This window comes from Chryseobacterium sp. MIQD13 (assembly GCF_050496705.1).
Taxonomy (GTDB): domain Bacteria; phylum Bacteroidota; class Bacteroidia; order Flavobacteriales; family Weeksellaceae; genus Chryseobacterium.
The window spans coordinates 204865-230200 of the sequence record NZ_JBNWAF010000004.1; the positions used below are offsets into that span (position 1 = coordinate 204865).

Annotated in this window: 19 protein-coding genes, 8 tRNA genes and 1 other RNA gene; 26 read left to right on the top strand and 2 right to left on the bottom strand. The window is 37.4% G+C overall.

The window, feature by feature from the left end:
- Positions 1–97 precede the first annotated feature (97 nt).
- Both ssrA and ACQWU4_RS17855 read right to left on the bottom strand, forming a co-directional pair.
- Positions 98–496, bottom strand: a transfer-messenger RNA (tmRNA) gene (gene ssrA / locus ACQWU4_RS17850).
- Between the two features lie 133 nt (positions 497–629).
- Entirely contained in the window at positions 630–3773 is a 3144-nt protein-coding gene (locus ACQWU4_RS17855; protein WP_429937115.1) for a T9SS type B sorting domain-containing protein, read from the bottom strand.
- A gap of 388 nt (positions 3774–4161) precedes the next feature.
- Here ACQWU4_RS17855 and rpsU point away from each other — a divergent pair, with 388 nt between their 5' ends.
- The 26 genes from rpsU (at position 4162) to ACQWU4_RS17985 (ending at position 25330) form a co-directional block, all read left to right on the top strand.
- On the top strand, positions 4162–4359 hold the full coding sequence (gene rpsU, locus ACQWU4_RS17860) for a 30S ribosomal protein S21 (RefSeq protein WP_034679125.1): 198 nt from the start codon (positions 4162–4164) through the stop codon (positions 4357–4359).
- A gap of 81 nt (positions 4360–4440) precedes the next feature.
- Complete coding sequence (locus tag ACQWU4_RS17865; protein WP_429937116.1) at positions 4441–5328, top strand: tyrosine-type recombinase/integrase; 888 nt, start codon at positions 4441–4443, stop codon at positions 5326–5328.
- Positions 5325–5615 carry an HPF/RaiA family ribosome-associated protein gene (locus ACQWU4_RS17870; RefSeq protein ID WP_429937117.1) on the top strand — a complete coding sequence of 97 codons (291 nt, stop codon included), beginning with the start codon at positions 5325–5327 and terminating at the stop codon, positions 5613–5615. The genes ACQWU4_RS17865 and ACQWU4_RS17870 overlap by 4 nt, the downstream gene beginning before the upstream one ends.
- A gap of 109 nt (positions 5616–5724) precedes the next feature.
- Positions 5725–5798 (top strand) — tRNA-Thr (locus ACQWU4_RS17875).
- A gap of 19 nt (positions 5799–5817) precedes the next feature.
- Positions 5818–5898: transfer RNA gene (locus ACQWU4_RS17880), tRNA-Tyr, on the top strand.
- 84 nt (positions 5899–5982) lie between these two features.
- Positions 5983–6055 (top strand) — tRNA-Gly (locus ACQWU4_RS17885).
- A gap of 96 nt (positions 6056–6151) precedes the next feature.
- Positions 6152–6225: transfer RNA gene (locus tag ACQWU4_RS17890), tRNA-Thr, on the top strand.
- 20 nt (positions 6226–6245) lie between these two features.
- Positions 6246–6326, top strand: a tRNA-Tyr gene (locus ACQWU4_RS17895).
- Positions 6327–6411: 85 nt separating this feature from the next.
- A tRNA-Gly gene (locus tag ACQWU4_RS17900) sits at positions 6412–6484 on the top strand.
- A gap of 42 nt (positions 6485–6526) precedes the next feature.
- A tRNA-Thr gene (locus ACQWU4_RS17905) sits at positions 6527–6598 on the top strand.
- Positions 6599–6973: 375 nt separating this feature from the next.
- Positions 6974–7654 (top strand): response regulator transcription factor, encoded by a 681-nt coding sequence (locus tag ACQWU4_RS17910; protein ID WP_429937118.1) that lies wholly within the window; start codon positions 6974–6976, stop codon positions 7652–7654.
- Positions 7655–9025 (top strand): ATP-binding protein, encoded by a 1371-nt coding sequence (locus ACQWU4_RS17915; RefSeq protein ID WP_429937119.1) that lies wholly within the window; start codon positions 7655–7657, stop codon positions 9023–9025.
- 198 nt (positions 9026–9223) lie between these two features.
- Entirely contained in the window at positions 9224–10465 is a 1242-nt protein-coding gene (locus tag ACQWU4_RS17920) for a TolC family protein (RefSeq protein ID WP_429937120.1), read from the top strand.
- A 3-nt stretch (positions 10466–10468) separates the two neighbouring features.
- On the top strand, positions 10469–11554 hold the full coding sequence (locus ACQWU4_RS17925) for an efflux RND transporter periplasmic adaptor subunit (protein ID WP_429937121.1): 1086 nt from the start codon (positions 10469–10471) through the stop codon (positions 11552–11554).
- A 219-nt stretch (positions 11555–11773) separates the two neighbouring features.
- The gene (locus ACQWU4_RS17930) at positions 11774–14872 is read left to right on the top strand and encodes an efflux RND transporter permease subunit (protein ID WP_429937122.1); all 3099 of its coding nucleotides are present in this window, start codon (positions 11774–11776) and stop codon (positions 14870–14872) included.
- A gap of 475 nt (positions 14873–15347) precedes the next feature.
- Positions 15348–16553 carry an elongation factor Tu gene (gene tuf, locus ACQWU4_RS17935; protein WP_072955499.1) on the top strand — a complete coding sequence of 402 codons (1206 nt, stop codon included), beginning with the start codon at positions 15348–15350 and terminating at the stop codon, positions 16551–16553.
- A 54-nt stretch (positions 16554–16607) separates the two neighbouring features.
- Positions 16608–16678: transfer RNA gene (locus ACQWU4_RS17940), tRNA-Trp, on the top strand.
- Between the two features lie 12 nt (positions 16679–16690).
- Positions 16691–16897, top strand: coding sequence for a preprotein translocase subunit SecE (gene secE, locus ACQWU4_RS17945; RefSeq protein ID WP_034702507.1), 207 nt, complete (start codon positions 16691–16693; stop codon positions 16895–16897).
- Positions 16898–16915: 18 nt separating this feature from the next.
- Positions 16916–17458, top strand: a complete 543-nt coding sequence (nusG, locus tag ACQWU4_RS17950) for a transcription termination/antitermination protein NusG (RefSeq protein ID WP_040997417.1) — start codon at positions 16916–16918, stop codon at positions 17456–17458.
- 583 nt (positions 17459–18041) lie between these two features.
- Positions 18042–18488 (top strand): 50S ribosomal protein L11, encoded by a 447-nt coding sequence (gene rplK, locus ACQWU4_RS17955; protein ID WP_034723381.1) that lies wholly within the window; start codon positions 18042–18044, stop codon positions 18486–18488.
- 11 nt (positions 18489–18499) lie between these two features.
- Positions 18500–19192, top strand: coding sequence for a 50S ribosomal protein L1 (gene rplA, locus ACQWU4_RS17960; RefSeq protein WP_040997412.1), 693 nt, complete (start codon positions 18500–18502; stop codon positions 19190–19192).
- 18 nt (positions 19193–19210) lie between these two features.
- Positions 19211–19807 carry a 50S ribosomal protein L10 gene (gene rplJ / locus ACQWU4_RS17965; protein WP_429937123.1) on the top strand — a complete coding sequence of 199 codons (597 nt, stop codon included), beginning with the start codon at positions 19211–19213 and terminating at the stop codon, positions 19805–19807.
- Between the two features lie 46 nt (positions 19808–19853).
- Positions 19854–20222, top strand: coding sequence for a 50S ribosomal protein L7/L12 (gene rplL / locus ACQWU4_RS17970; protein ID WP_027375534.1), 369 nt, complete (start codon positions 19854–19856; stop codon positions 20220–20222).
- A 272-nt stretch (positions 20223–20494) separates the two neighbouring features.
- Entirely contained in the window at positions 20495–20860 is a 366-nt protein-coding gene (locus ACQWU4_RS17975; protein WP_429937124.1) for a hypothetical protein, read from the top strand.
- Between the two features lie 313 nt (positions 20861–21173).
- Complete coding sequence (locus tag ACQWU4_RS17980; RefSeq protein ID WP_429937125.1) at positions 21174–22691, top strand: hypothetical protein; 1518 nt, start codon at positions 21174–21176, stop codon at positions 22689–22691.
- A gap of 44 nt (positions 22692–22735) precedes the next feature.
- Positions 22736–25330, top strand: coding sequence for a T9SS type A sorting domain-containing protein (locus ACQWU4_RS17985; RefSeq protein WP_429937126.1), 2595 nt, complete (start codon positions 22736–22738; stop codon positions 25328–25330).
- Positions 25331–25336 lie beyond the last annotated feature (6 nt).

Sequence of the window (25336 nt, forward strand, 5' to 3'; positions counted from 1 at the left end):
ATTGAGATTTAATGAAGTCATATTTTTAACAAAAAACCCTTTATATCATTGATATAAAGGGTTTTTACTTGTCAAAAAGTTTCATAACCTTTCATCTCGGTGGAGTTGGAGGGATTCGAACCCTCGTCCAAACAAGCAATACATAAGCTTTCTACATGCTTATTCTACCATTGGTTTTCGACTGGAGGCAGAGGGCAGACACCCAACTTCCAGCTTATCTTCTAAAGTTTTCGAGTTTCAGCCAAAGTATCTGAAACCTTATTCCTGCATTCCTATATCCCAGAATCAAACGCCGCAGAACAGAGCATTTGTGAGATATCTTGCTTCCTTACTATCTTCAGGAAAACGCTTGATCTACTATACTTCGATATTAAGCTGCAAGAGCGAACTCTTCGTTGCCAGTTAAAATTTTGTAGCAAGGGATTAAAGAGATCGCGCCACGGTTCTCTGCATGCTTACTTACCCATTGATCTTGCTGTCGAAACCAGTCAACCCCATGAATAAAGTGAATGCAAAGATAAAGCTTTTTGTTTAAATATAGTTAATATCACTTATTCCTTTTTAAAATAACGGCTATAGTATTGTTTTAAAAAGGAATTGCAAGTGAAGGCTGCCTGCGGATTAATCGGTTAGTCTCTGTTTTTTAATAATACCCAGCCTGATATTTCTACCGGCTTTTTACTGATGCGGTCTTCCCACAATAATTTATACCAGTAGGTGTCTGAAGGAAGTGGCCTGTCCAGATATCTTCCGTTCCAGATCGGAGTTTTAGGGCTGATTTTGAAAACTGTTTTTCCATACTTGTCAAATATACTTCCCTGGAAATTCCCATATTTGCTGATCTCACTGAAATCAATAACATCATTTCTGCCGTCACTGTTTGGAGTAATTACATTAGACATGAAGAAAGTATAGTAGGTGGTAGAGGTTTCGCATAAGGCACCTCTGTTCCTTACTTTAATGGAATATTGAGTATTTCGGAGTACGTTCGTAAATATATTGGACGACTGCCATATCACTCCTCCGTCAATGGAGAATTCTGCAGGAAAATTTCCGCTGTTTTTTATATTGATTGTTAAAGTATTGTCCTTATAAATAATATCAAGAATTTCAGGAGTGACAATATAATTTACATTTGCTGTAAAAATTTTTGAGCATGCTCCGTTGTTGATAGTTACGGTATAAACTCCTGCCAGCTCTGCTTTGATGGTTTGTGTAGTGGCACCTGTATTCCAGAGATAAGTGTAATTAGGTCCCGTTCCTGCATCCAGAATTGTTTTGTCACCTTTACAAATTTCAATATCCTGTAATGTTGAGGTTATTTCCGGAACAACCGTAATGGTAATGGTAGCTGGTGTCTGTGCGGGGCATCCGTTTGTTCCTGTTCCTGTTATGGTATAGGATGTCGTTGTTGTTGGAGATACGGTTTGTGTATTGCCATTGCCGGTCAGCCCTGTCCATGTATATGTAGAAGCTCCTGTTGCTGTCAATACTATGGATTCTCCCTTGCAGATTGTAAGTTTAGGGGTGGAAATGGTAATTACCGGAGGGGTTGTGTCTTTTATTACCGTTACCGAAGCCTGACCTGTACATCCGGAAGGCGTTGAGCTTGTAATAGTAAGTGTATAAGTTCCGCTGTTGCTAACGGTTGGAGTTAAAGTATTTGCTCCCGAAACAATAACACCTCCGTTGGTAGCAGTCCATATAAAGGTCGCTCCGGGTTGATATACCGAAGCTGTTGCGTTTAGCGTAACTTGTGAATTTGTGCAGTTAATCTGTGCAGGAGGAGCAATATTTACACTTATTGCGGCATCCATTAATACTGTTACTGATTTTTGATATTGACAGCCTGCAGGCGTTGTGGCAGTAACGGTATATGTTCCGGGTGCTGTAATGGTATTAGCTGCTCCACTTACATTATTTGACCATGAAAATGTATTGCCTGTTCCTAGTGCAGTAGCAGTTAATACTGTTGAAGATCCTTGACAGAAAGTAAGATTTCCGGAGATTTGTACATTAGGATTATTTTCAGCAGTTATAACTACAGATGCGGGCGTACTTGTACATACTCCGGTTGAGTTAATTAAAGTATAGGTTCCGGGAGTTGTTACCGTAATGGATTGTGTTGTAGCACCAGTAGACCATGTATTTCCTGTAGCAGTATTTGAGGTTAAAGTAACATTTCCACCATAACAGATTGTTGAGGATGAGGCAGTGATCGTTGGAACAGCCAGTTGGGTAATAGATAGCTGTAATTCAGCGATCTTGAAACATGTTGCAGATTTTACACGGACATAGATCGTCGCATTACCTGAACTGTAGGCCGAAGGATTGGCAATTATATTCGTGTTTCCTGCAAAGGCGTCTGCCTGGTTGATATAATAATCAAAACTTACGGCTGCTGCTGTGCTGATTCCGGGTTGTGCTGATGTAAGATCAAATATGGCTGTTGCTGAATTGGAACATTGGCTTAAGCTTGAATTCTGAACAGCCGGAACAACGCCTTGTATCACGTTCACCGATTTTGTATACTGACAATTTGCTGGTGTTTTTACGGTTACAGTATAGGTTCCCGGTGCGGAGACTGAAATATTATTTCCTGTTGCACCTGTAGACCATGTATAAGTATTGCCGGCTCCGTTTGAAGAAGCAGTAAGCTGTGTGCTTGTAGATTCACACATGATAAGATTTCCTGTAATTTCTGCATTGGGATCAGTGTCCTGAGTGATGGTAACCGAAGTGGGAGAACTTGTACAGGTTCCGTTACTGCTTGTTAAAGTATAGGTACCGGGACTAGTTATGGTAATTGATGAGGTAGTTGCTCCTGTAGACCATGTATTTCCTGTTGCGTTATTTGATGTTAAAGTAATATTTCCGCCAGGGCATAAAACGGTAGCAGTAGGAGTAATTACAGAAGTTAAGCCCTTGTCTTTAAAAACAATGGCATTGGTCTGTCTGCAGGCGTTGATTGTGCTGCCTGAGCTGTTCGGATCATGATAATTGATGCTGTAGTAATAAGTATTTGTAGTATTTACAGTTATAGGGGCTGTGATAGGATTGGTCCCTGTTGCTGCATTGTTCGCGCTGTTGAAATAAGTGACTGTAAAGTTCGGATTTCCGTTTAATATTCCTACGGATAAGGTACTGAAGTCAAAAACGGATGTTGTTCCGCAGATGGCAATTTCCCGGGGCGAATTCGCATTAGGACCAGGCGTTCCGGGAGGTATGAAAGGGTTGGGAGCTGCTGAAGAATTATTAAAAGGCGAAACAAAAGTTGCCGTTCCTCCCCATGTTAAATTGAAAGTATATACTGTAGAAGACCAGTTGTCCAGATACAGGTAATAGGTTTGTCCTGCTACTACATCCATATATCTGCAGTAAGGGTTGGTGTTTCCGCCTGCTGATGAAGTGTTCGTATTGGTCATATTCATTCCTGTGCTCGAAAGATTTCCCGATGCATTACACCGGATAGGGTAGCCCAGATTACTGCAGGTTGCATTAGGTCCGTAAATAGCCCAGTCATAATCAACAGGTCCGGTAGGAACAAGATTAAATGTAAGCGTACCGCTCGTGGCAATTGTAAATTTATACCATACCGAATGATGTTCCCCTGATAGGCATCCCCCAACATTTTCATTAATATTTCCAATTCCGGATGGAGTGTAGTTAATATTAGAATTTCCGCATACCGTGATGGCAGAGCTGCAGTCTTCCTGTGCAAAAAGAGACAGGTGGAATATTAACAAAAAGAAGAAAAGTAGTTTTTTTGCCATAACGTGGTAAAGTGTTATATAAGTAAGAAGCTTAAGGTTGCTGTTTGTTTTAACGAATATATATTGTAGCCTATAGCAGGACGGTATTGGAGGTTAATGGATAAAAAATGATTTTCTTTCCTGTATTTTCATAGAATTCTGGTTTTTAGAGTTTTAATAATTGCAAATCTAATTAAAATAAATTTATCTCAAAATATTTTGATTTTATTTTAAATAAATTTACTCTTTTTTGTTAAAGTTTGTCTAATTTTTTGTTAAATCGAGTTTAATATTAGTGTTTTAATAATTCATTAAGAGATAATAATGTTCATGAAATTATTTTTTAGGAATATTATTTGTGAATCAATGAAAAAGTCTTAACTTTGCAATCCAAAATGAGATGTAAAATATGTTAATAATTCCAGTAAAAGATGGTGAATCCATCGACAGAGCTTTAAAAAAATATAAAAGAAAATTTGATAAAACGGGTACAGTTCGTCAATTAAGAGCTAGACAACAGTTTATTAAGCCTTCTGTAACTTTAAGACAAGCTAGACTAAAGGCCGCTTACAAACAAAGAGGACTTAGCAAGGAAGAGCAGGCTTAAGATTTTTCTTAACCACATACTAAATTCACTTCTTAAATACGTATATTTGAGAGGTGAATTTTTGTTTTTATACCCTAAGTGATGTTAGATAAGTATTTAGAATATTTACAGTTCGAAAAGAGGTATTCGCCTCACACCATTACAAGCTACAGAAAAGACCTTGAAGACTTTTCCCATTTCTGCCTCAAGACAGAAGCCTCCGAAGATATTTCCAAAGCCGATAAAAAAGTAATCAGGAATTTTATTGTTGAGTTAAGTGAAAATCATATTTCAAAAAGAAGCATCAACAGAAAATTATCATCACTCCGTAGTTTTTATTTATTTCTTTTAAAAATCGGTGAAATCAAGGTTTCTCCTGCTGAAAGCATATCTTCTCTTAAGTTTTATGCTGAAAAACAGATACCTATCTCTCAGGAGGAAATGCAGACGTTGAGTGATCGTGTTCTGACAGACCGGCATGATATCCTGGAAAAATGTATTATAGAAGTATTATATCAGACAGGTATGCGTAAAGCCGAGCTTTGTGGCCTGATGTTTGAGGATGTTAATATAGACGGAAATGAGCTGAAGGTAATAGGGAAGGGTAATAAAGAACGTTTTATTCCCATTTCCGAAGATCTTTCAGGACTGTTGAGTAGTTATTTGGAAATAAGGGACCCCAACAACGAATATAAATCATATTTTTTTGTTAATAAAAAGGGTAAAAAACTCAATGAAAAATTTGTTTATGTGGTAGTTAATAAGTACCTTAGTCTTGTAACAACGAAAGAAAAAAGAAGTCCTCACATCCTTCGTCATAGCTTTGCTACACACGTTTTGGATAATGGGGCGGAGATCTCCAAAGTAAAAAAAATATTAGGGCATTCCAGTCTTGCCAGTACTCAAGTCTATACGAATGCCAATATTGAACAATTGAAAAAAGTGTTTAATCAGGCTCACCCTCGAGCATCAAAAAAAGAAGAATTATGAAGATCACAGTTCAATCAATTGGTTTAACTCCACACGAACCATTAGAATCACACATTGACAAAAAAGTAACCAAACTGGAAACCTTTTATGATAAAATTCATGAGTGTAAGGTGTTCTTAAAAGTTGAGAATAACTCCGACAAGAGTAACAAAACTGCTGAACTTATTTTGGCCGTCCCGGGAGACGATATCGTAGTAAAAAAGACATCTGAAACTTTTGAAGAAAGTTTAGACCTTTGTGTTGATACTGCTAAAAAGCTATTAATCAAGAAAAAAGAAATGGCATAATAAAAAAAGTTAAAAAAAATTATAGAAAAGTTTGAGAATTCAAAAAATCCGTTCTATATTTGCACTCGCAAAAAGGGAACAGCGATCTTTTGAATTCTTTTTTTATATTGCCTCCATAGCTCAGTTGGCCAGAGCACGTGATTTGTAATCTCGGGGTCGTGGGTTCGAATCCCTCTGGAGGCTCTTTTTAATATAAACATGAGGGGAGATTCCAGAGTGGCTAAATGGGACTGACTGTAACTCAGTTGCTTCGGCTTCGTAGGTTCGAATCCTGCTCTCCCCACATTTTATATTAACAAAAACTTGTGTATTTAAAGGATTTTTCCTAAGTTTGCACAGCGTTACCAATAATTTTGGAAACAAAATTGCGGAAGTAGCTCAGTTGGTAGAGCGTCAGCCTTCCAAGCTGAATGTCGCGGGTTCGACCCCCGTCTTCCGCTCAAAATAATATCACTCTGCTAGAGGGTGATTTTTTTTTAACTGCTGAAAAGCATAGAGTAGATTTTCTCTAAAGCATTCAGTTCAAATTTAAAATTGCCTCCATAGCTCAGTTGGCCAGAGCACGTGATTTGTAATCTCGGGGTCGTGGGTTCGAATCCCTCTGGAGGCTCAATTTTAATATAAACATGAGGGGAGATTCCAGAGTGGCTAAATGGGACTGACTGTAACTCAGTTGCTTCGGCTTCGTAGGTTCGAATCCTGCTCTCCCCACATTTTATATTAATAAAAATCTTGCAGATTTAAAAGGTTTTTCCTAAGTTTGCACAGCGTTACCAATAGTTTTGGAAACAAAATTGCGGAAGTAGCTCAGTTGGTAGAGCGTCAGCCTTCCAAGCTGAATGTCGCGGGTTCGACCCCCGTCTTCCGCTCAAAGAAAATCACGCTAATTAGTGTGATTTTTTTGGTTCAATGCCGACTTAGCTCAGCGGTAGAGTGCTTCCTTGGTAAGGAAGAGGTCACGGGTTCAAGTCCCGTAGTTGGCTCTCCAGATTTTCCCGAATTCCTTCGGGATTTTTTTTGCCCTAAATTCAAATAAAAGATACCTCAAAATATAAGTCTTTTAAACTTAGACAGACGGGAAGGGGCTATCAGGATAGGCATTCACATACATTAGGCATTGTATAGTACGCTTGCTTAGTCAAATCAATCAAAGATTGATTATTTCTTTGCTTTCTCAAAATTATACGTATTGAAAATAAAACTTTGCGTTAAAAAAACTTGCAAGCTTAGATTGTTAGCCTGTATCTCCTTTTCCATAAAAAAATTAACTTAAAATTTAATTAAATCTGTTTATCTGCAATCGTTGAATGGCTCATTAACATAAAAAAAATGTTAAATTCGTATAAAATAAGATTTTGATGAATATTCTTTTATTGGAAGACGACCTCATTCTTTCGGCGGAACTATGCAGATTTTTAGAATCAAACAGTTTTACCTGCGATAAAATCTATGACGGAGAAACCTTTCTCCGACAGATAAAAAACAATACTTACGATCTGTATCTGCTGGATATCAATGTCCCTAAAATAAACGGGTTGGATGTCTGCCAAACCATCCGTTCTTTTGATAAAAACACCCCAATCATTATCATTTCCGCTTACGGAGACATTTCAGATAAAAAAGATGCTTTCACAAGACTTGCCGATGATTATCTGGTAAAACCTTTTCAGTTTGAGGAGCTGCTGCTAAGAATCAACTCGCTGTTAAGGAGAAAAGCTCCGTCTGACTCTGCGGATCAGGATATCATCAGAGTGGATGATCTTATCATTAATAAAACGGAACAGAAAGTATACAGGGCAGGTAATGAAATAGCCCTTACGCTTAAAGAATTTCAACTGTTGGTGTATCTTGCCGAGGCACAAGGGAGAACCGTTTCCAAACAGCAGATTACAGAACATGTGTGGGAGCATAATTTCAATACCAATACCAATACAGTAGAAGTTTACATCAACTTTTTAAGAAAAAAGATTGATAAAGATTTTAAACTGAAACTGATTCATACCCGTTCCGGCTTCGGATATTACCTAAGTCCATTGTAGATGACTTTAAAAAGAAAGATAGCATTAACGATCAGTGTCGCTTTTTCCCTGCTTTTTGCAATGGTGATGGCGGTGATTTATCTGTCTTTTAATGATTTCAGAAGAGATGAATTTAAAGAAAGGTTCAGGCAGCGTCTTGAATTTACATCCCATTTCATTTCAAAATCCAGAAATTTCGAAGATGAAGCACCGATCTTTTTTAATGAAAATTCAGATAATATTCTTCTTAATGAAACAATCTTAATCTTCAATAGTGATAAAGAACTTGTCTACAGCACCATTAAAGACCGGAATGTAACCTGGGATAATAGCCTTCTCAAAGAGTTGGACGAAAAGAAAATCATCTATACTGAGAAAACGGTTCCTGAAATCTATGCAGCACTTCGGAACATCAATGGAGAAAATTATTATATCCTTACCAGCGCTTTAGATACCAACGGAAAATCCAAACTTGAGTATCTGAAATACCTTTTGATTGCGGCTTATGTAATGAGTACCCTTCTGATCGGCTTTTTCAGTTACTATTTCATGGGAAGATTTCTGCGTCCGTTAGAAGATCTGAATACCGAAATTTCAGAAGTTACAGCCCATAAACTTACTACACAGATTCCCGTTCAGGAGTCTAATGATGAGATCAATGTTCTTGCTAAGTCTTTTAATACCATGATTGCGAGGCTGGATGATGTTTTTCAGTCACAGAAAGACTTTACGGCGAGTGCATCCCACGAAATCAGAACTCCTATTACGAGAATGGCATTTCAGCTGGAGAACCTGATCAAGTTCGGGGAACATTCTCCCGAGACATTGGCTTCTCTGCAGCAAATACAAAAAGACGTCTATCAGCTTTCAGACCTAACCAATTCACTTTTACTGCTTACAAAATTTGATAAAGAAAATATCCAGAGTATTTATGAAGAAGTAAGAATTGATGAAGTTATTTTTGAATCCTTCGAAGCCGTAGAAAAAAGTTATCCGGCCCTGAAGCTTGATTTCCTGATCTCAGAAGATACTTCGGAAAATGGTCTTCTGACGATAAATGGTATCCAGTCCTTGCTGGTAATTGTCTTTATTAATCTCTTTAAAAATGCTGCCGTATATTCTGATGATGCAGAAGTGGATGTGTTAATAACAGAAACAAACGATGAGCTTACCGTTGATGTGACTTCCCATGGAAATACCATTCCTGAAGAAGAGCAGGCAAAACTGTTTGAAGCCTTTATGAGAGGACATAATTCTCAACATATTTCCGGTTCAGGTCTTGGACTTAGAATTGTTAAGAGAATTCTTGAATATCACGGTGCAGAAATCACATATTCTTCTCCTGCTGATCATATCAATAATTTCAGAATTATTTTTAACAAAGAGCTTTAACTGTTTAGTCAATACTTTGTTTACATACACTGTCTTAAATACTTATTGAATCCTAATGATTTAAATGTAAATTTTTAATCAATTTTATAATAAGCCGTAGTGTTTTAAACTTTCCTGAACCAAATTTAATTTTTTTTTAAGGCTCCTTTAAGGTCGTTTTAATCGCGTAAAGGCAATTTTGCATCATAAAAAGATAGAATGAACAAAATTGCAGGGCTGTTTATTGCCATTTCCTCATTCATGGCAGCACAACAGCAGATGTCGCTTTTGGACTGTGAAGAGGCTTTTCAGAAAAACAATCTTCAGCTTCTTGCAGAACAATACAACATTAATATGGCTGATGCAGATATCCTGCAGGCTAGGATTTGGGAACTTCCACAGCTGAGCGGACAGATCAATGCATACAATCCCGAAGGTAAGAAAGCTTTTGATATAGGTCATGCCAAAGGAGCAGAGATCACCCAGCTGATCTATATGGGCGGAAAAAAGAAAAATGAAATTGCTTTTGCAAAATCAAACAAAGAATTAGCCCAGTTACAGTTTTCACAGCTTTTAGTAGATCTGAGAACTCAGCTTCATGCTGCTTATTTCAATCTGTATTACGAAAAACAGAAACTCGACAATACGAATAAACAGCTGGGATATATGAATGACCTGCTGAATGCTTATCGTGTACAGTCCGCAAAAGGAAATGTTTCCCTTAAAGACGAAGTGAGACTGCAGAGCCTCGTTATTCAGCTTAATAATGACAAGCTGAGTATCAATAAAAATATCCTTGAATTTGAACAGAGCTTAAAAGTACTCACAGGAATCTCTGATGAGATAGAACCCCGGCTTTCTGATGCCGATGCAAAAGAAATCCTTGCCGCCCAGCCTTTCGGAGATGAAGATGAATTAAAAAGAAAGGCACTGGAAAATAACTCCGACTATCAGTATTTTCTAAAATTAATTGATAGCAGCAAGCTATATGCACAATGGCAAAAATCTCTGAACATTCCTGATCTGAATGTAGGAGCCGGGTGGGATCAGAATGGAGGAACCTTTAAAAACGAAGTCAACCTGATGGTAGGAATACCATTGCCATTATGGAAATCCAATCAGGGAAATGTAGAAAAGGCCAATTATGCCATTCAGCAAAATCAGAAAAATGCAGATTATCAGAAACTGAATCTTGAAACCAAAGTTCAGGCTGCTTATAAAACATGGAAAAGTCAATACGACCAGCTTGCGGAGATCAAAACCACAGACCTTAGTAATATGGAGCTGGTGTATGACGGGATGCTGAAAAATTTCAGAAAAGGAAATGTCAACCTGATAGAATTCACAGATTTCATGGACAGCTACAGACAAACGGCACTCCAGATCTTCGATATGAAGAATGAGATCATGCAGTCTGCAGAACAACTTAACCAACTTATACAAACGAAAATCTTCTATTAAGCAATGAAAAAATATATAATACCTACACTGATAGCCCTGTCTCTGTTGTCATGTGCGAAAAAAGAAGAAGAAAAGGTACCACAGGCGAAAAAGGGTTTTGAACTGAGTAATACCATGCTCAACTCTATCTCTCTGGCCAATGTTGAAAGAAAAAATGTAGAAGATCAATACAGTTTTTACGGAAAAATATCTGCCGATAAAAACAGTTATATTGATGTATATCCTTTGGTGGGCGGAAATGTTTTAAGTGTAAATGCGGAACTTGGAGATTATGTAAGAAAAGGTCAGGTGCTGGCAACAATCAGAAGTACCGAGCTTGCAGAAGTACAGAAAGATGTGAGTGATGCAAAAACAGACCTTGTTGTTGCCCAGAATAACCTTCGGGTTGCAAAAGAAATGTATGAAGGAAAACTAAATACAGAAAGAGAAGTTCTTGAGGCCAAAAGTGTATTGCAGAAAGCCCAGGACCAGATGCAGAGAGCTGCAGCCGTAAGTACGGTTTATAATGTGAAGAAAGGAAATATCTATAGTGTTGTTGCGCCTATCAGCGGATATATCGTTCAGAAAAATATCAATAAAGATATGCAGCTGAGAAGCGACAGAAGCGAAAATATCTTTGATGTAGCCAATACAACCAATGTATGGGCAATCATGAACGTTAATGAATCTGATATTGAAAAAATAAGCCTGGGAATGAAAGCTCAGGTTTCTACACTGTCTTATCCTGATAAGGTTTTTGACGGAAGAATTGATAAAATTTTCAAGATCATTGATCCTGAAACCAATGCTATGCAGGCGCGGGTAGTACTGGATAACGCAAACGGCCTCTTAATTCCGGAAAGTAAGGCAACCATCAAAGTGTCAAGCTCTGAAAGTAGTACAGCACTGTCAGTTCCTTCAAAAGCAGTGATTTTTGATGATAACAGAAGTTTTGTAGTGGTGTTCAAATCCAGAACCGATATAAAAATTAAAGAAATAAAGATACTTAAACAGGTAGGAGATACCACCTATATAGCCGGAGGTTTATCTGAAGGAGAAAAAGTGGTTACCAATAATCAGCTGCTGATCTACCGTTCTTTGAACAGTTAAATTTTATTTTAACCATCAAGATATTAAATTAAGAGTTAAGCTTAATTAAGAAAATATTTAAAATCCAGAGCTTGTCAAAAATCCACTTGCGGGTGGCTTAATAATTCTTAAACCCTTAAATCAGCTTAATGGTTTGGAAAACTATTTAAAATTTAAATGTCCAAAATAAATTTCTAAAATTTCTTTCAACGGCTTTTTTAGGTCATCAATTTAATCATCATGAATAAATTCATTAAAAATATAATCGCTTTCTCCTTAAAAAACAAAGCATTTACCTTTATCTGGGTAGCTATTCTGGCCATTGCAGGATTTATAAGCTTCAAAAATATGCCTATTGAAGCCTTCCCGGATGTTACCAATACCCAGATCGTTATTATAACTCAATGGAATGGCCGCAGTGCAGAAGAAGTGGAACGTTTTGTCACTACGCCCATCGAATTGGCCATGAGCCCGGTCCAGAAGAAAACAAGTGTGAGAAGTACCACCATGTTTGGTCTTTCTATTGTTAAAATTCTTTTCGACGACGGGGTGGATGATACTTTTGCCAGAAATCAGGTGAATAACCAATTAAGAACCGTAAGCCTTCCTGATGAGGTGGATCCGGAAGTACAGCCACCCTACGGGCCTACCGGGGAAATTTTCAGATATACGCTGGAAAGTAAAACAAAGGATTCAAGAGAATTGCTGACCCTTCAGAACTGGGTGATCGACCGTGCGTTGAGAGGTGTTCCGGGTGTTGCAGATATCAATGTTTTCGGAGGACAGGATAAAATTTTTGAATTAAGTATCGATCCGAGAACTTTGGACAAGTACAATCTTACCCCGCTTCAGGTATATGATGCCGTTACCAAAAGTAATTTGAATGTAGGAGGTGATGTTATTGAGAAAAACGGTCAGGCTTATGTAGTAAGAGGGATTGGTCTGGTAAAATCTGTAGAAGATATCGGAAATATTACCATCCAGAATGATAGCGGAAATCCTGTATTGGTAAAAAATGTAGCTGAAGTTCATGAAAGTTCTATGCCCAGAGTAGGGCAGGCCGGTCTCAACAAACATGAAGATACAGTAGAAGGTATAGTTGTAATGAGAAAAGGAGAGAACCCACGTGAAGTTCTGGTTGGGGTAAAAGCCAAAATCAAAGAGCTTAATGAAAAGATTCTTCCGAAAGACGTAAAAATGGTGACATTCTACGACCGGGATAACCTGATGGATTTCACGACACATACTGTAATGCACAACCTGATCGAGGGAATCATTCTGGTTACTGTGATCGTTCTGATTTTTATGGCAGACTGGAGAACCACTCTTATTGTTTCCATCATTATTCCGCTATCCCTGTTGTTCGCATTTTTATGCCTAAAACTGGCAGGAATGAGCGCGAACCTGCTCTCATTGGGTGCCGTAGATTTCGGGATTATTATTGACGGAGCCGTCGTCATGGTGGAAGGACTCTTTGTAATGCTCGACCATAAAGCCCTTAAATACGGAACGGAAAGATTTAATAAACTCTCAAAGGGAGGCTGGATCAAGCAAACGGGAACAGGTTTGGGAAAAGCCATCTTCTTTTCAAAATTAATCATTATCACATCATTGATTCCTATTTTCTCATTCCAGAAAGTGGAAGGGAAAATGTTCTCACCGTTGGCATTTACCTTAGGATTTGCTTTGATAGGGGCCTTGATATTTACATTAACTCTGGTTCCTGTTCTTTCACATATTCTGTTGAACAAAAACGTAAAAGAGAAAAACAACCCGTTTGTGAATTTCTGGGACAGAATCGTTCTGAAAGGCTTCAACTATACTTTTAAACATAAAAAGATGAGTTTAATTGTTGCCGTTTCTTTCATGGTGATAACATTGTTTTCAGGAAAATTCTTAGGTACAGAATTTCTGCCGCAGCTGAATGAAGGATCACTCTGGATCACTGCAGAAATGCCGATGAGCTCATCATTAAAAGAATCTCTGAAAACCGCTGATCTTTTAAAGAAAGACATTATGAGCTTTCCGGAAGTCACAGATGTTCTTGCTCAAACGGGACGAAGCAATGACGGGACAGACCCGAACGGTTTCGGATTTGTACAGTTTGCCGTTAACCTGAAGCCTAAGGAAGAATGGAAACGAAGCATAAGCTATGAGGAATTAATTGAGGAGATTGATAAAAAACTCAGAAGTTATCAGGGAATTACCTTCAATTATTCCCAGCCGATTTCAGATAACGTGGCGGAAGCTGTGGCCGGGTTCAAAGCGGAAAACGGAATTAAGATTTATGGAGATAATCTGGAAACTTTAGATAAACTGGCTGATGAGGTTTTAAAACAGATTAAAGACGTTGATGGGGTAAAAGATCCCGGTATCATTAAAAATATCGGCCAGCCGGAAGTAAGTGTAGTGCTGGATCGAGATAAGATGGCAGCATACGGTGTGATGCCGGATGATGCACAATCTGTACTGGAAATGGCCTTCGGAGGTAAAACTGCTTCAGAAATGTTTGATGGTGAACGTAAATTTCCAATCCGTCTCCGTTATTCCCAGGAATACAGAAAAGACGAAAATGATATTGCTGCATTAATGGTTCCTACACAGGACGGTACAAAAATTCCCTTAAAAGAAATCAGTACGATTGTAAAAGATAACGGGGCAGCATTCATTTACAGAGATGATATTAAAAGATATATCGGGGTTAAATTCTCTATTCGTGACCGTGACTTGGGGAGTACTATTGCCGATGCACAGAAAAAAGTAGCCAATATTGATCTTCCTGACGGTTATTCTATCGGTTGGACAGGTCAGTTTGAAAACCAGCAGAGAGCTTCACACAGGCTGGCGCAGGTGGTTCCGATCAGTATTTTGGGGATTTTCTTTTTACTGTTTATTCTTTTTGGAAATATGAAAGATTCACTGCTGGTATTGGCCAATGTTCCTTTTGCTTTAATAGGAGGGATTATTGCCCTGCATCTTACCAGAATGAATTTTGGAATATCAGCAGGAGTGGGAATGATTGCATTACTCGGTATCTGTATTCAAAACGGAGTAATTCTCATTACAGAGTTTCATCAGAATGTCAAGAACGGGTTGAGCCTGGATAATGCTATACTCAACGGAGTAAAATCCAGAACACGGCCGGTTATTATGACAGCGCTGATGGCTTCAATAGGATTAATGCCTGCTGCACTGTCAACAGGTATTGGTTCGGAATCCCAGAAACCCTTGGCAATTGTAATTATTGGAGGGTTGATTACGGCAACTGTATTGACCTTGCTGATTTTCCCGATCATTTTCTGGATTTTCAATAGGACGAAGAAGTCCCAGCAGATTTAATATTTCTTCTATTCTATATTTATTAAGCGGGGCGCGGCAAACATAGGTTGCCGCGCTTCTTTTGTATTGAAATCTCAAGCCCTGACTCTTCTGAAAATTTCCGGATATTATTTTTTGGAAGGAAAAGTATTGCAATTAAGGGTTTTGATATCTGTTTATAAGGTTTGTTTTTACAGATGAGAAAAAAAATATAGCCGTTTTATGCATTGAATTTATTTGCAAATAAATTATTTTCACTTCCTATATTATTCAGAATTAGCCAGATACTTTCTGCTTTCACGCAAAAAGGCTTATAATGATTTTTTTCAATCCGGAAATTTGTGTAAATTTGCAGTCTCATACATTGAAATATAGGGTTTGTGCTTCTTTGATTTGAATATTGAAACTTTTTTAAATAAAAAGGTTTTGGTATTTAAAAAATCATTATATTTGCACACCGAAAATTTGAAAAACAATAAATAAATAATTTTAAATCATGGCAAAGGAAACGTTTAATCGTAACAAACCACACTTGAACATTGGTACTATTGGTCACGTTGACCATGGTAAAACTACTCTTACAGCTGCTATTTCTGCTGTATTAGCTAGCAAAGGTCTTGCTGAGAAAAAAGACTTCTCTGCAATTGACTCTGCTCCAGAAGAAAAAGAAAGAGGGATCACTATCAATACTGCTCACATCGAGTACGAAACTGAAAAAAGACACTATGCTCACGTTGACTGTCCAGGTCACGCCGACTATGTTAAGAACATGGTAACTGGTGCTGCTCAGATGGATGGAGCTATCGTAGTATGTGCTGCAACTGATGGTCCAATGCCTCAAACTAGAGAACATATCCTACTTTGCCGTCAGGTAAACGTACCTAGAATCGTTGTTTTCATGAACAAAGTTGACATGGTAGACGATGCTGAGTTATTAGAGCTTGTTGAAATGGAACTTAGAGACTTATTGTCTACTTACGAGTTTGACGGAGATAACTCTCCAGTAATCCAAGGTTCTGCTCTTGGTGCTCTTACTGCTGCTACAGAAGGTAATTCTGATGACAAGTGGTTCAAAACTGTTGAGCAATTAATGGATGCTGTTGACGAGTGGATCGAAGAGCCAACAAGAGATACAGATAAGCCATTCTTGATGCCAATTGAAGACGTATTCTCTATTACAGGTAGAGGTACTGTAGCAACTGGTAGAATCGAAGCTGGTATTATCAACACTGGTGACCCGGTTGATATCGTAGGTATGGGTGATGAAAAATTAACTTCTACAATTACAGGAGTTGAGATGTTCAGAAAAATCCTAGACAGAGGTGAAGCTGGTGATAACGTAGGTCTATTGTTGAGAGGTATTGAAAAAACTGACATCAAGAGAGGTATGGTAATCGCTAAGAAAGATTCTGTGAAGCCGCACAAAAAATTCAAAGCATCTGTTTATATCCTTTCTAAAGAAGAAGGTGGACGTCACACTCCATTCCACAACAAATACCGTCCTCAGTTCTACGTAAGAACTACTGACGTTACAGGTGAGATCTTCTTACCAGAAGGTGTAGAAATGGTAATGCCTGGTGATAACTTAGAGATCACTGTAGAATTACTACAGCCAATCGCTCTTAACGAGGGTCTTAGATTCGCGATCAGAGAAGGAGGTAGAACTGTAGGTTCTGGTCAGGTTACTGAAATCCTAGACTAATCATCTTAAAATAAATAAAGCTTCCGGCAGGAAACTCTCGGAAGCTTTTTATCTACGGGCATCGTCCAATGGTAGGATACCGGTCTCCAAAACCGTTGATCAGGGTTCGAATCCTTGTGCCCGTGCAAATATTAATTATGAGTTCATTTGTCGATTTTTTAAAAGGTTCTTATAACGAATTCAGACATAAAGTTGAATGGCCAAAGTGGGCTGATCTTCAGTCTTCTACTATTGTAGTAACTATTGCTACAGTGATTTTGGCATTATTTACCTTTGGAGTTGATGAATTGTTTTCAAAAGCAATCAGCAACATAATAGGAATGCTAATTAACGTGTTCAACTAATAAAAATGTTTTCCCATAATGAGCGAATTGAAATGGTATGTGCTGAAAGCAATCAGCGGACAGGAAAATAAAGTGAAAAACTACATTGAGACAGAAATCAAACGTTTAGGGTTTGAGCAGTACGTTACTCAAGTGGTTATTCCTATGGAAAAGGTTATTCAGATCAGAAACGGAAAAAAAGTTCCTAAAGAGAAACCTTACTATCCTGGATACTTGATGATCGAAGCTGATCTGATGGGAGAAATTCCTCACGTGATTAAGAACATTCCGGGAGTTATATCTTTCTTAAGCTTAACAAAAGGAGGTGATCCTGTTCCTATGAGAAAATCTGAAGTAAACAGAATGCTAGGAAGAATGGATGAGCTTTCAGAATTTGCAACAGATGTTGAGATCCCTTACATTGTAGGTGAAAACGTTAAAGTAATTGACGGACCTTTCAATGGATTCAACGGAACTGTTGAGAAGATTCTTGAAGATAAGAAGAAAATTGAAGTTTCTGTACTGATCTTCGGTAGAAAAACTCCAATGGAGCTTAGCTATATGCAAGTAGAAAAAGTATAACTTGTACTTTTTAAAATATATAAAGACTGCTTTTTAGCAGTCTTTTTTTATTTTGGATATAGTAACATTTGAAAGTTTTGTGGCTTTATATTAAAATGTAAGCCAGTTGGTCTTGGTAATCTTACATATGTTCCCTCACTTACTTTCAATGTATAGGTCGAATTATTGGCAACAGGATTGGAAGGATTTCCGAAATCAATTAAAAGAGGTGCTCCCATAGATGTTGTGACATTGGTAAGTGTTCCGTTATGGACAGGATCGCCTACTTCTTCCCAATAGATCTCATAATTTGTTCCAATTCCGGGAAAGTGATAAATTCATTCTGTGCCTTTATAAGAGATAAAAACGTTAAAAATATGTCCAAGAATAAAAATTTGGCTTTCATGCATCTTCGTTTTATTATAAATGTACTTTAAAAAAATATTATGAATTCTTTCTAAAAATCAACACATTCCATTTGCTATTTCAAAAATATTTTATAATTTTGCAGTCCGAAAAGTAGATTTACTGTATGTGAGTCGGTAATCTACTGAATAATAAATGCTTCCAAACTCATTAATTATTCAAACTAAAAAAATTAAAAATGGCTAAGAAAGTCTTTAAAATGGTAAAGCTTCAGGTGAAAGGTGGCGCAGCTAACCCTTCTCCACCAGTAGGTCCGGCATTAGGTTCTGCAGGTGTGAACATCATGGAGTTTTGTAAGCAATTTAACGGGAGAACCCAAGATAAGCCAGGGCAAGTTTTACCTGTAGTAATTACAGTATACGAAGACAAATCTTTTGAATTCGTTATTAAAACTCCACCTGCAGCAATTCAGTTAATGGATGCGGCTAAAATCAAAGGAGGTTCCGGAGAACCAAACAGAAACAAAGTAGGTTCTGTATCTTGGGATCAGGTGAAGAAAATCGCTGAGGATAAAATGACTGACCTTAACTGCTTTACAATTGACTCTGCAGTTTCTATGGTTGCAGGTACTGCTAGATCTATGGGATTAAGAGTAACAGGAACTAAACCAACTTTTAACGCTTAAAACTATTAGAAATGGCAAAATTGACTAAAAAGCAAAAGGAAGCTTTAAGCAAAGTAGAAAAAGGAAGAATCTATAACCTTGAAGAAGGTTCTGCTCTTGTAAAAGAAGTAAACACTACAAAGTTTGATGCTTCTGTAGATATCGCTGTAAGATTGGGTGTAGATCCAAGAAAAGCAAACCAAATGGTTAGAGGTGTAGTATCTCTTCCTCATGGTACTGGTAAAGATGTTAAAGTTTTAGCTCTTGTTACACCGGATAAAGAAGCTGAAGCGAAAGAAGCTGGAGCAGATTATGTAGGTCTTGACGAATATTTACAAAAAATAAAAGAAGGTTGGACAGATGTTGACGTTATCGTTACTATGCCAGCTGTTATGGGTAAATTAGGTCCATTAGGTAGAGTATTAGGTCCAAGAGGTCTTATGCCTAACCCTAAATCAGGAACTGTAACTATGGAAATTGGTAAAGCAGTAACTGAAGTAAAAGCAGGTAAAATTGATTTCAAAGTTGATAAATACGGTATTATCCACGCCGGTATTGGTAAAGTATCTTTCGATGCTGCTAAAATCAAGGAAAATGCTCAGGAATTGATCCAGACTTTGATCAAAATGAAGCCTACTGCTGCTAAAGGGACTTATGTAAAAAGCATTTACTTGTCTTCTACAATGAGCCCGGGTATTGCAATTGATACTAAATCTGTTAACTAATAATAAATCCTTAAGACAATGACAAAAGACCAAAAAGTTGTAGCAATACAAGAGATCAAAGATTTGCTTCAGGATGCTAAAGTAGTTTATGTAGCAGATCTAGAAGGTTTGAATGCTGCTAAATCATCTGATTTCAGAAGACAGGCTTTCAAACAAAATATCAAAGTGAAAGTGGTGAAAAATACACTTTTACAAAAAGCAATGGAGCAAATTGATGGAGTAGATTTCTCTGAAATGTTTGACACTTTCAAAGGAAACTCTGCTTTAATGATTGCTGAAACAGCTAACGCTCCTGCAAAATTAATCAAAGACTTCAGAAAGAAAGATGAGAAGCCAGCTTTGAAATCTGCTTTCGTACAGGAAACTTTCTATGTTGGTGACAACAACCTTGATGCCCTAGTAAGCATTAAGTCTAGAGAAGAAATGATCGGTGAAATCATCGGATTACTTCAGTCTCCAATTCAAAGAGTTGTTTCTGCTCTTCAAAACAAATCTGAAACAGTAGAAGCTAAAGCTGAAGAAGCTGCTGCACCTGCTGTAGAAGAAACTCCTGCTACTGAGGCTCCAGAAGCTCCTGCTGCAGAAAGCACTGACGAAACGCCAGCTGCTGAATAATTACACTCAAAAAATTAAATAAATAATCAACAAAAACATTACAACAATGTCAGATTTAAAAAATTTAGCTGAAACGCTAGTAAACCTAACAGTAAAAGACGTAAATGAATTAGCTACTATCCTTAAGGATGAGTACGGAATTGAGCCAGCTGCTGCTGCTGTAGTAGTTGCTGCAGGTGGTGCAGGTGAAGCTGCTGAAGAAAAGACTGAATTCGATGTAATTCTTAAGTCTGCAGGTGCTTCTAAATTAGCTATCGTTAAATTAGTAAAAGATTTAACTGGTGCTGGTCTTAAAGAAGCTAAAGATATCGTAGACGGTGCTCCTGCTCCAATCAAGCAAGGTGTATCTAAAGACGAAGCTGAAGCTCTTAAGAAGCAATTGGAAGAAGCTGGTGCTGAAGTAGAATTGAAATAATTCAATTACCTATAAAATAAGAAGCCCGGACAGAAATGTCCGGGCTTTTTTGTTTTTATTGTATGCTAAGACTAATATTATTTGATAATAATATTTGAATATAATTAATTTATATATTTTAATATTTGATTATTATTATCGATTATATAATTTTATATATGGTTAACTGTTTATTATTTGTGAAATTTATTATTTTTCATTAAAATTTAATATTGGAATGTTATTTTTATTGAAAATTTACTATCTTTGTCCCGAAAAAAAACACACACAATTTGAAAAGAAGCTACTTTGTCTTCTATGGCTATGCTATAGCATATTGTATCAGTATGTTGTTTGCGTGGCAGATAGGAAATCTCAGCACTACATCTTTAGCAGTACAAAATTCTACTGCGTCCCCTTGTTGTCTTTATAAGAGTGGTAATGCCACAGGAAATTCAGAAAGAGATAAGATTCCGGCTGTTAGTAACACTTCTTTAAAAATAAATAAGTTGTATGCTAATACCAGGTCCAGATATCAAAGTTTGCTGGAAGATGTAGAAATCCTGCAACAATACAGTTCTTCTATATATATTGTTGAAGATCATAAAGATTTGAGAGGCTTTCACTCTATAATTGAGTTTCCGGATAAAGTATCTTAATTACTGAAGAATACAAATAATCCATTTATTTAACGAAATAATAATATTTTCTGCTCTTTGCCGGAGTGTAAAAGAATTTCCATATCTCTTAAAAAAAACAAACACAATACAAAGACAAATGTTACTAAAAATGAAAAACAGATTACTTATGATGTCAGATATGTTTCATGTACTGAGATAGACGCACAAGTAGGAATGAATATAAATCGAAAATAAACGGTTTAATGTAGTTTCACTCTTTGCCGGAGAGTAAAAATGGCATTTCTTTTCTTAAAATAAAACACACACAAAAAAAAGACAAATATCACTAAAAATGAAAAACAGATTATTTACGATTGCAGCTATGTCCTTATGTTTTGGGGTCAGCGCACAAGTAGGAATAAATATAGGACAGGGGCAGGCAACCCTTGATGTAGTAGGATTTCCTTCAAACACAAGTAAAATGGATGGGATCATTGCTCCCAGACTGACTGAAACGGACTTGAATAAAAAAACATATGGTGCTGCTCAAACAGGAGCGCTGGTTTATGTAACACTGGCAGATATTGCTCCGGCAGGCCAAACAGTGAACGTAACAGCTCCGGGGTATTATTATTTTGATGGAACTGTATGGGTGAAAGTTTCTTCAGGAAGCAGTGCTGGAACTGTAACCGGTTTTTCTTCAGGAAATCTATCTCCATTATTTACCACTACAGTTACGAACCCTACCACCAATCCGGCGTTAGCATTTGCTCTTACCAATGCTCCAGCCAATACGATTTTTGGAAATAATACAGCTTCTGCAGGGGCTCCGTCTTATTTTTCGGCTTCAACACTTCCTTTAAACGGAGATGTTACCGGGACGTTAGGAACTACTACAGTAGTTAAGATTAATGGATCTCCACTGGGAACTACAACGGGTGCAACTAATGGGCAGGTTTTAGCTTTTAATGGAACGAACTGGTCGCCATTGACTCTTGCGGCTCAGCCTACAGATTGGCATATTACAGGAAATATAGCGGGCGAAATTTCTACTACAACAGAAGTTTTAGGGGCTGCACCGGCTTCTGCTAATTATTTAGGGCCAAAAGGAGCTGCTGATCTTGTAATGATAAGTGCCAATAAAGTACATGCTGTTCTTGATGCTGGAGGTGGATTGTCAGGAGGTGGTGAAAATGCTTCCAGCCTTTCGTGGGGAAGTACGAATACTGTGAACAGTACATCAAATAATATAGCACTTGGAAAAGGAAATACAGCCACTACTTCAGGTGCCAATTTTCCTGCTGTTGCTATTGGTTCAAATAACAATGTAGCAGGAGGAGGTAAAGCTGTTGGTAATAACAATTCAACCTTATCAAATGCCAATTTTGCTTTTGGAGCTTTTAACACAACAGGTAATTCAATTGCTGTAGCAGTAGGACACACAAACAATGCTACTAACGGAGGATTTGCTTTTGGGGCCAACAATACTGTTACTTTAAACAACTTTGCTTTTGGAAGTAATAATAATGTAAGTGGAACAGCAGGTTCTATTGCAATTGGGGTTGGTGGAACTTCAGTTGCTAATCAATCTACTTATGCTAATACTACCCATGTATTTTCAGGACAGGGAGCTGTAGGTAGTGTAATATCTGATGTGGGAATTAACATGACTCCAAATTTAACAAACTATGCAGACTTGGAAGTAAGCAAAGCTGTACAAATAAAATCTACTGCAACAAGGCCAACATGTGACGCCTCAAATGCTGGTTCAATAATATATGAAGTAACAACGGTATTAAGTGTAACAAGCGGGAATTTTGTAGGTTGCAGACAAACGGGTAATTCTGCATACGCGTGGCAGACATTATAACAAGACACACACTTTAACGAAAATAAAACAAAAACAAAAGAAAAATGACAAAAAAATTATTCGAGAAATTTGTAGCAATGCTCATGATATTTACGATGTCAGTGGCAGTATATGCTCAAAAAGGTTATGAGCCTATCCGTGGGATGGGTGTAGAGGCCAAACCTGTAAATAATTCAGGTATTTGTCTGGCATGCTATAACGGAAGTATGAATCCGGTAATAGATGCGAATTTGGACAATAGTGTAAGCATGGGGAACTTTGCTTCTTTAGTAAGTGGAAACGGTATATCTGTAAAAAACACAAATACTACTTATCCTGCAGGATACATTACAGGTTTTAATGTAGATTTGGGAACAAGCTTTATTACAGTAGACTTGTTGAGCTCACTAAGAATCAGTACATACAAAAATGGTGTACTTCAGGAATCTACTACAAGCAGTACTTTATTGTCAGTTCCTGCATTCGGAGGAAGCAAGAACAGAATTTTCCTGCATTTGAAAACAACAAGAGAATTTGACGAAGTAAGATTATACCAAACAAACGTACTGTCTATATTCAGTGCAATGAATGTATATTATGCTTTTGCATTCGATCCTACTAAAGTTCCTGTTGATAATAACGGAATTTGTGATGATATCATTGCTGGAAGTGGTGTAGATGGAAACATATCAGGAAGCAGCAGTTTCCTTGCTCCGCTTTCTTATGTTCAAAACAGAGAGAGAATAGGGGACGGAGATAAGAATTCTTACGGATCAATTGTATTGCCTGCTGGACTTCTTGGGTCTTACTCAGTAGGAGTATTGGATAAAAATCAGGTTTATCCTGCAGGAAACAAAGCAGGTTTTGTGATCTCTCCAGACGATGAAGGTAAACTTTTAAGTGCAGAGTTCTTAAAAAATATTACAGTAGAAACTTATTTATACGGTCAGCTTCAGGATTCTAAAACATTATCTGATGGTGGAGGTTTGATTAATATTAAAGTTCTTGGTTTTGGTACTGGAAAACAAAAAGTTTCAGTTACTACAACTAAGCCTTTTAACGAAGTACGTTTAAAAGTTACACAGACTTTAGGTGTTAATTTAGGATCTTTAAAAGTGTATTATGCATTTGAAGAGCCTGCATCTTGCGAGTGTAATGATAAAATTCAGACAAGTGGTTCTGCAATTCCGGGGAACTTGGTATCAGGAACTAACTGGACTTCTGGTCCTGGGCTTTTCGGGCTTATCTTGGCAAAAATGGTTAATCCTGGAAATATCGTAGATACAAATACTTCTAACTATGCTACAGCAACTATTCCTGCTGCTTCACTTTTAAGTATTTTCTCAGCATATGCAACAGTAAGTACTAACAGTTTGCTTCCGGCTAACACATATGCAGGTTTTACATTAGAGAAAGCTGCAAACTTAATCGGAGTAAGTGTTCTTGAAAATATTACAGTAACACTTTACAATAATAATACACAGACAGATACTTTCACAAGTACAGGTAGCTTAATCAGCGGAAATTTCTTCACTACAGATTCTAATAAATTTTATGTAGGAGGTAAGGCAACTAAACCGTTTAACCGTATTAAAGTTACTTTCTATAGCGGTACAGGGGTGCGTATTCCTCAGAACTATTATATCTACAATGCATTTGCTAGTAGAGATGACGATAATGATGGAGTTCCAAACTGCTTCGATCAGTGTCCTAACGGTAACGACAGCATCGATACTAACGGAAATGGTATTCCTGATTGTGCAGAAGGATGTACAGCAGTAAACGATAAGTCTCCTTCTATTGATACAGATGGTGACGGAATTATGGATGCATGTGATCTTGATTCTGATAATGATGGAATTCCAGATTCTTTAGAGGATCTTGATGGGAATGGTAAATTTGAAGATGATGATACAGAAGGAGTTTTTGGTCCTGTTCAGGTATTAGGAGATGGAATTTCCAGCTATTTGGATTTAGATTCTGATAATGATGGTGTGTTAGATTTATTTGAATCTGGTATCCCAACATCAGTGATCAACCAAATTGATACAGACAAAAATGGTATTATTGACAGCAATTTTGCAGTAGGAACTAATGGTATTGCAGACATTTTAGAAACTTCACCAGATTCAGGAGTTCTTAAATACCCTCTAAAAAATACAGATGGTGATGATAAACCAGATTTCGTTGACTTGAATTCAAATGGAGCAGACTATGATCTTTGGGCTATCGGTAAAGATAACTTGGATGACTTTGGAGTAGGATTTATTTCTAGAATCAATGACACTGATAAAGATGGTATCCAGGCTGTAGTAGATACAGATCTTGTGAAGAGAGGAGCTCCTAATTCTCCACTATCTCCTTACGCTGTATTCGCTAAAAACGGATCTGCTGCTAGAGGAGTAGCTGGTGCTGATGTTACTTCAACTGCAAGCGATATCAATGTATATCCTAACCCGGTAAAAGCAGGTGAAAACCTTAACGTTAAATCAGGGGAGGAAGGTACATATACAGTATTCTCTGCTCAAGGACAGTTAATCAAATCTGATAAATTCAAAGGAAACTCTGAAATCAGTACAGCTTCACTGCCAACAGGTGTTTATATTGTAAAAATAGAAACTAAGTCTACAGTGAAATCTTATAAGATTATTGTGAAATAATTTTTC

Excerpts from the sequence above, each read along its gene's own strand:
- ACQWU4_RS17865 (WP_429937116.1), top strand. The coding sequence starts at position 4,441 with ATGTTAGATAAGTATTTAGAATATTTACAGTTCGAAAAGAGGTATTCG.
- rplJ (WP_429937123.1), top strand. The coding sequence starts at position 19,211 with ATGACAAAAGACCAAAAAGTTGTAGCAATACAAGAGATCAAAGATTTG.
- rplK (WP_034723381.1), top strand. The coding sequence starts at position 18,042 with ATGGCTAAGAAAGTCTTTAAAATGGTAAAGCTTCAGGTGAAAGGTGGC.
- secE (WP_034702507.1), top strand. The coding sequence starts at position 16,691 with ATGAGTTCATTTGTCGATTTTTTAAAAGGTTCTTATAACGAATTCAGA.
- ACQWU4_RS17870 (WP_429937117.1), top strand. The coding sequence starts at position 5,325 with ATGAAGATCACAGTTCAATCAATTGGTTTAACTCCACACGAACCATTA.
- nusG (WP_040997417.1), top strand. The coding sequence starts at position 16,916 with ATGAGCGAATTGAAATGGTATGTGCTGAAAGCAATCAGCGGACAGGAA.
- ACQWU4_RS17920 (WP_429937120.1), top strand. The coding sequence starts at position 9,224 with ATGAACAAAATTGCAGGGCTGTTTATTGCCATTTCCTCATTCATGGCA.
- rplA (WP_040997412.1), top strand. The coding sequence starts at position 18,500 with ATGGCAAAATTGACTAAAAAGCAAAAGGAAGCTTTAAGCAAAGTAGAA.
- rpsU (WP_034679125.1), top strand. The coding sequence starts at position 4,162 with ATGTTAATAATTCCAGTAAAAGATGGTGAATCCATCGACAGAGCTTTA.
- ACQWU4_RS17855 (WP_429937115.1), bottom strand. The coding sequence starts at position 3,773 with ATGGCAAAAAAACTACTTTTCTTCTTTTTGTTAATATTCCACCTGTCT.
- ACQWU4_RS17910 (WP_429937118.1), top strand. The coding sequence starts at position 6,974 with ATGAATATTCTTTTATTGGAAGACGACCTCATTCTTTCGGCGGAACTA.
- ACQWU4_RS17925 (WP_429937121.1), top strand. The coding sequence starts at position 10,469 with ATGAAAAAATATATAATACCTACACTGATAGCCCTGTCTCTGTTGTCA.
- ACQWU4_RS17985 (WP_429937126.1), top strand. The coding sequence starts at position 22,736 with ATGACAAAAAAATTATTCGAGAAATTTGTAGCAATGCTCATGATATTT.
- ACQWU4_RS17980 (WP_429937125.1), top strand. The coding sequence starts at position 21,174 with ATGAAAAACAGATTATTTACGATTGCAGCTATGTCCTTATGTTTTGGG.
- ACQWU4_RS17930 (WP_429937122.1), top strand. The coding sequence starts at position 11,774 with ATGAATAAATTCATTAAAAATATAATCGCTTTCTCCTTAAAAAACAAA.
- tuf (WP_072955499.1), top strand. The coding sequence starts at position 15,348 with ATGGCAAAGGAAACGTTTAATCGTAACAAACCACACTTGAACATTGGT.
- ACQWU4_RS17915 (WP_429937119.1), top strand. The coding sequence starts at position 7,655 with ATGACTTTAAAAAGAAAGATAGCATTAACGATCAGTGTCGCTTTTTCC.
- rplL (WP_027375534.1), top strand. The coding sequence starts at position 19,854 with ATGTCAGATTTAAAAAATTTAGCTGAAACGCTAGTAAACCTAACAGTA.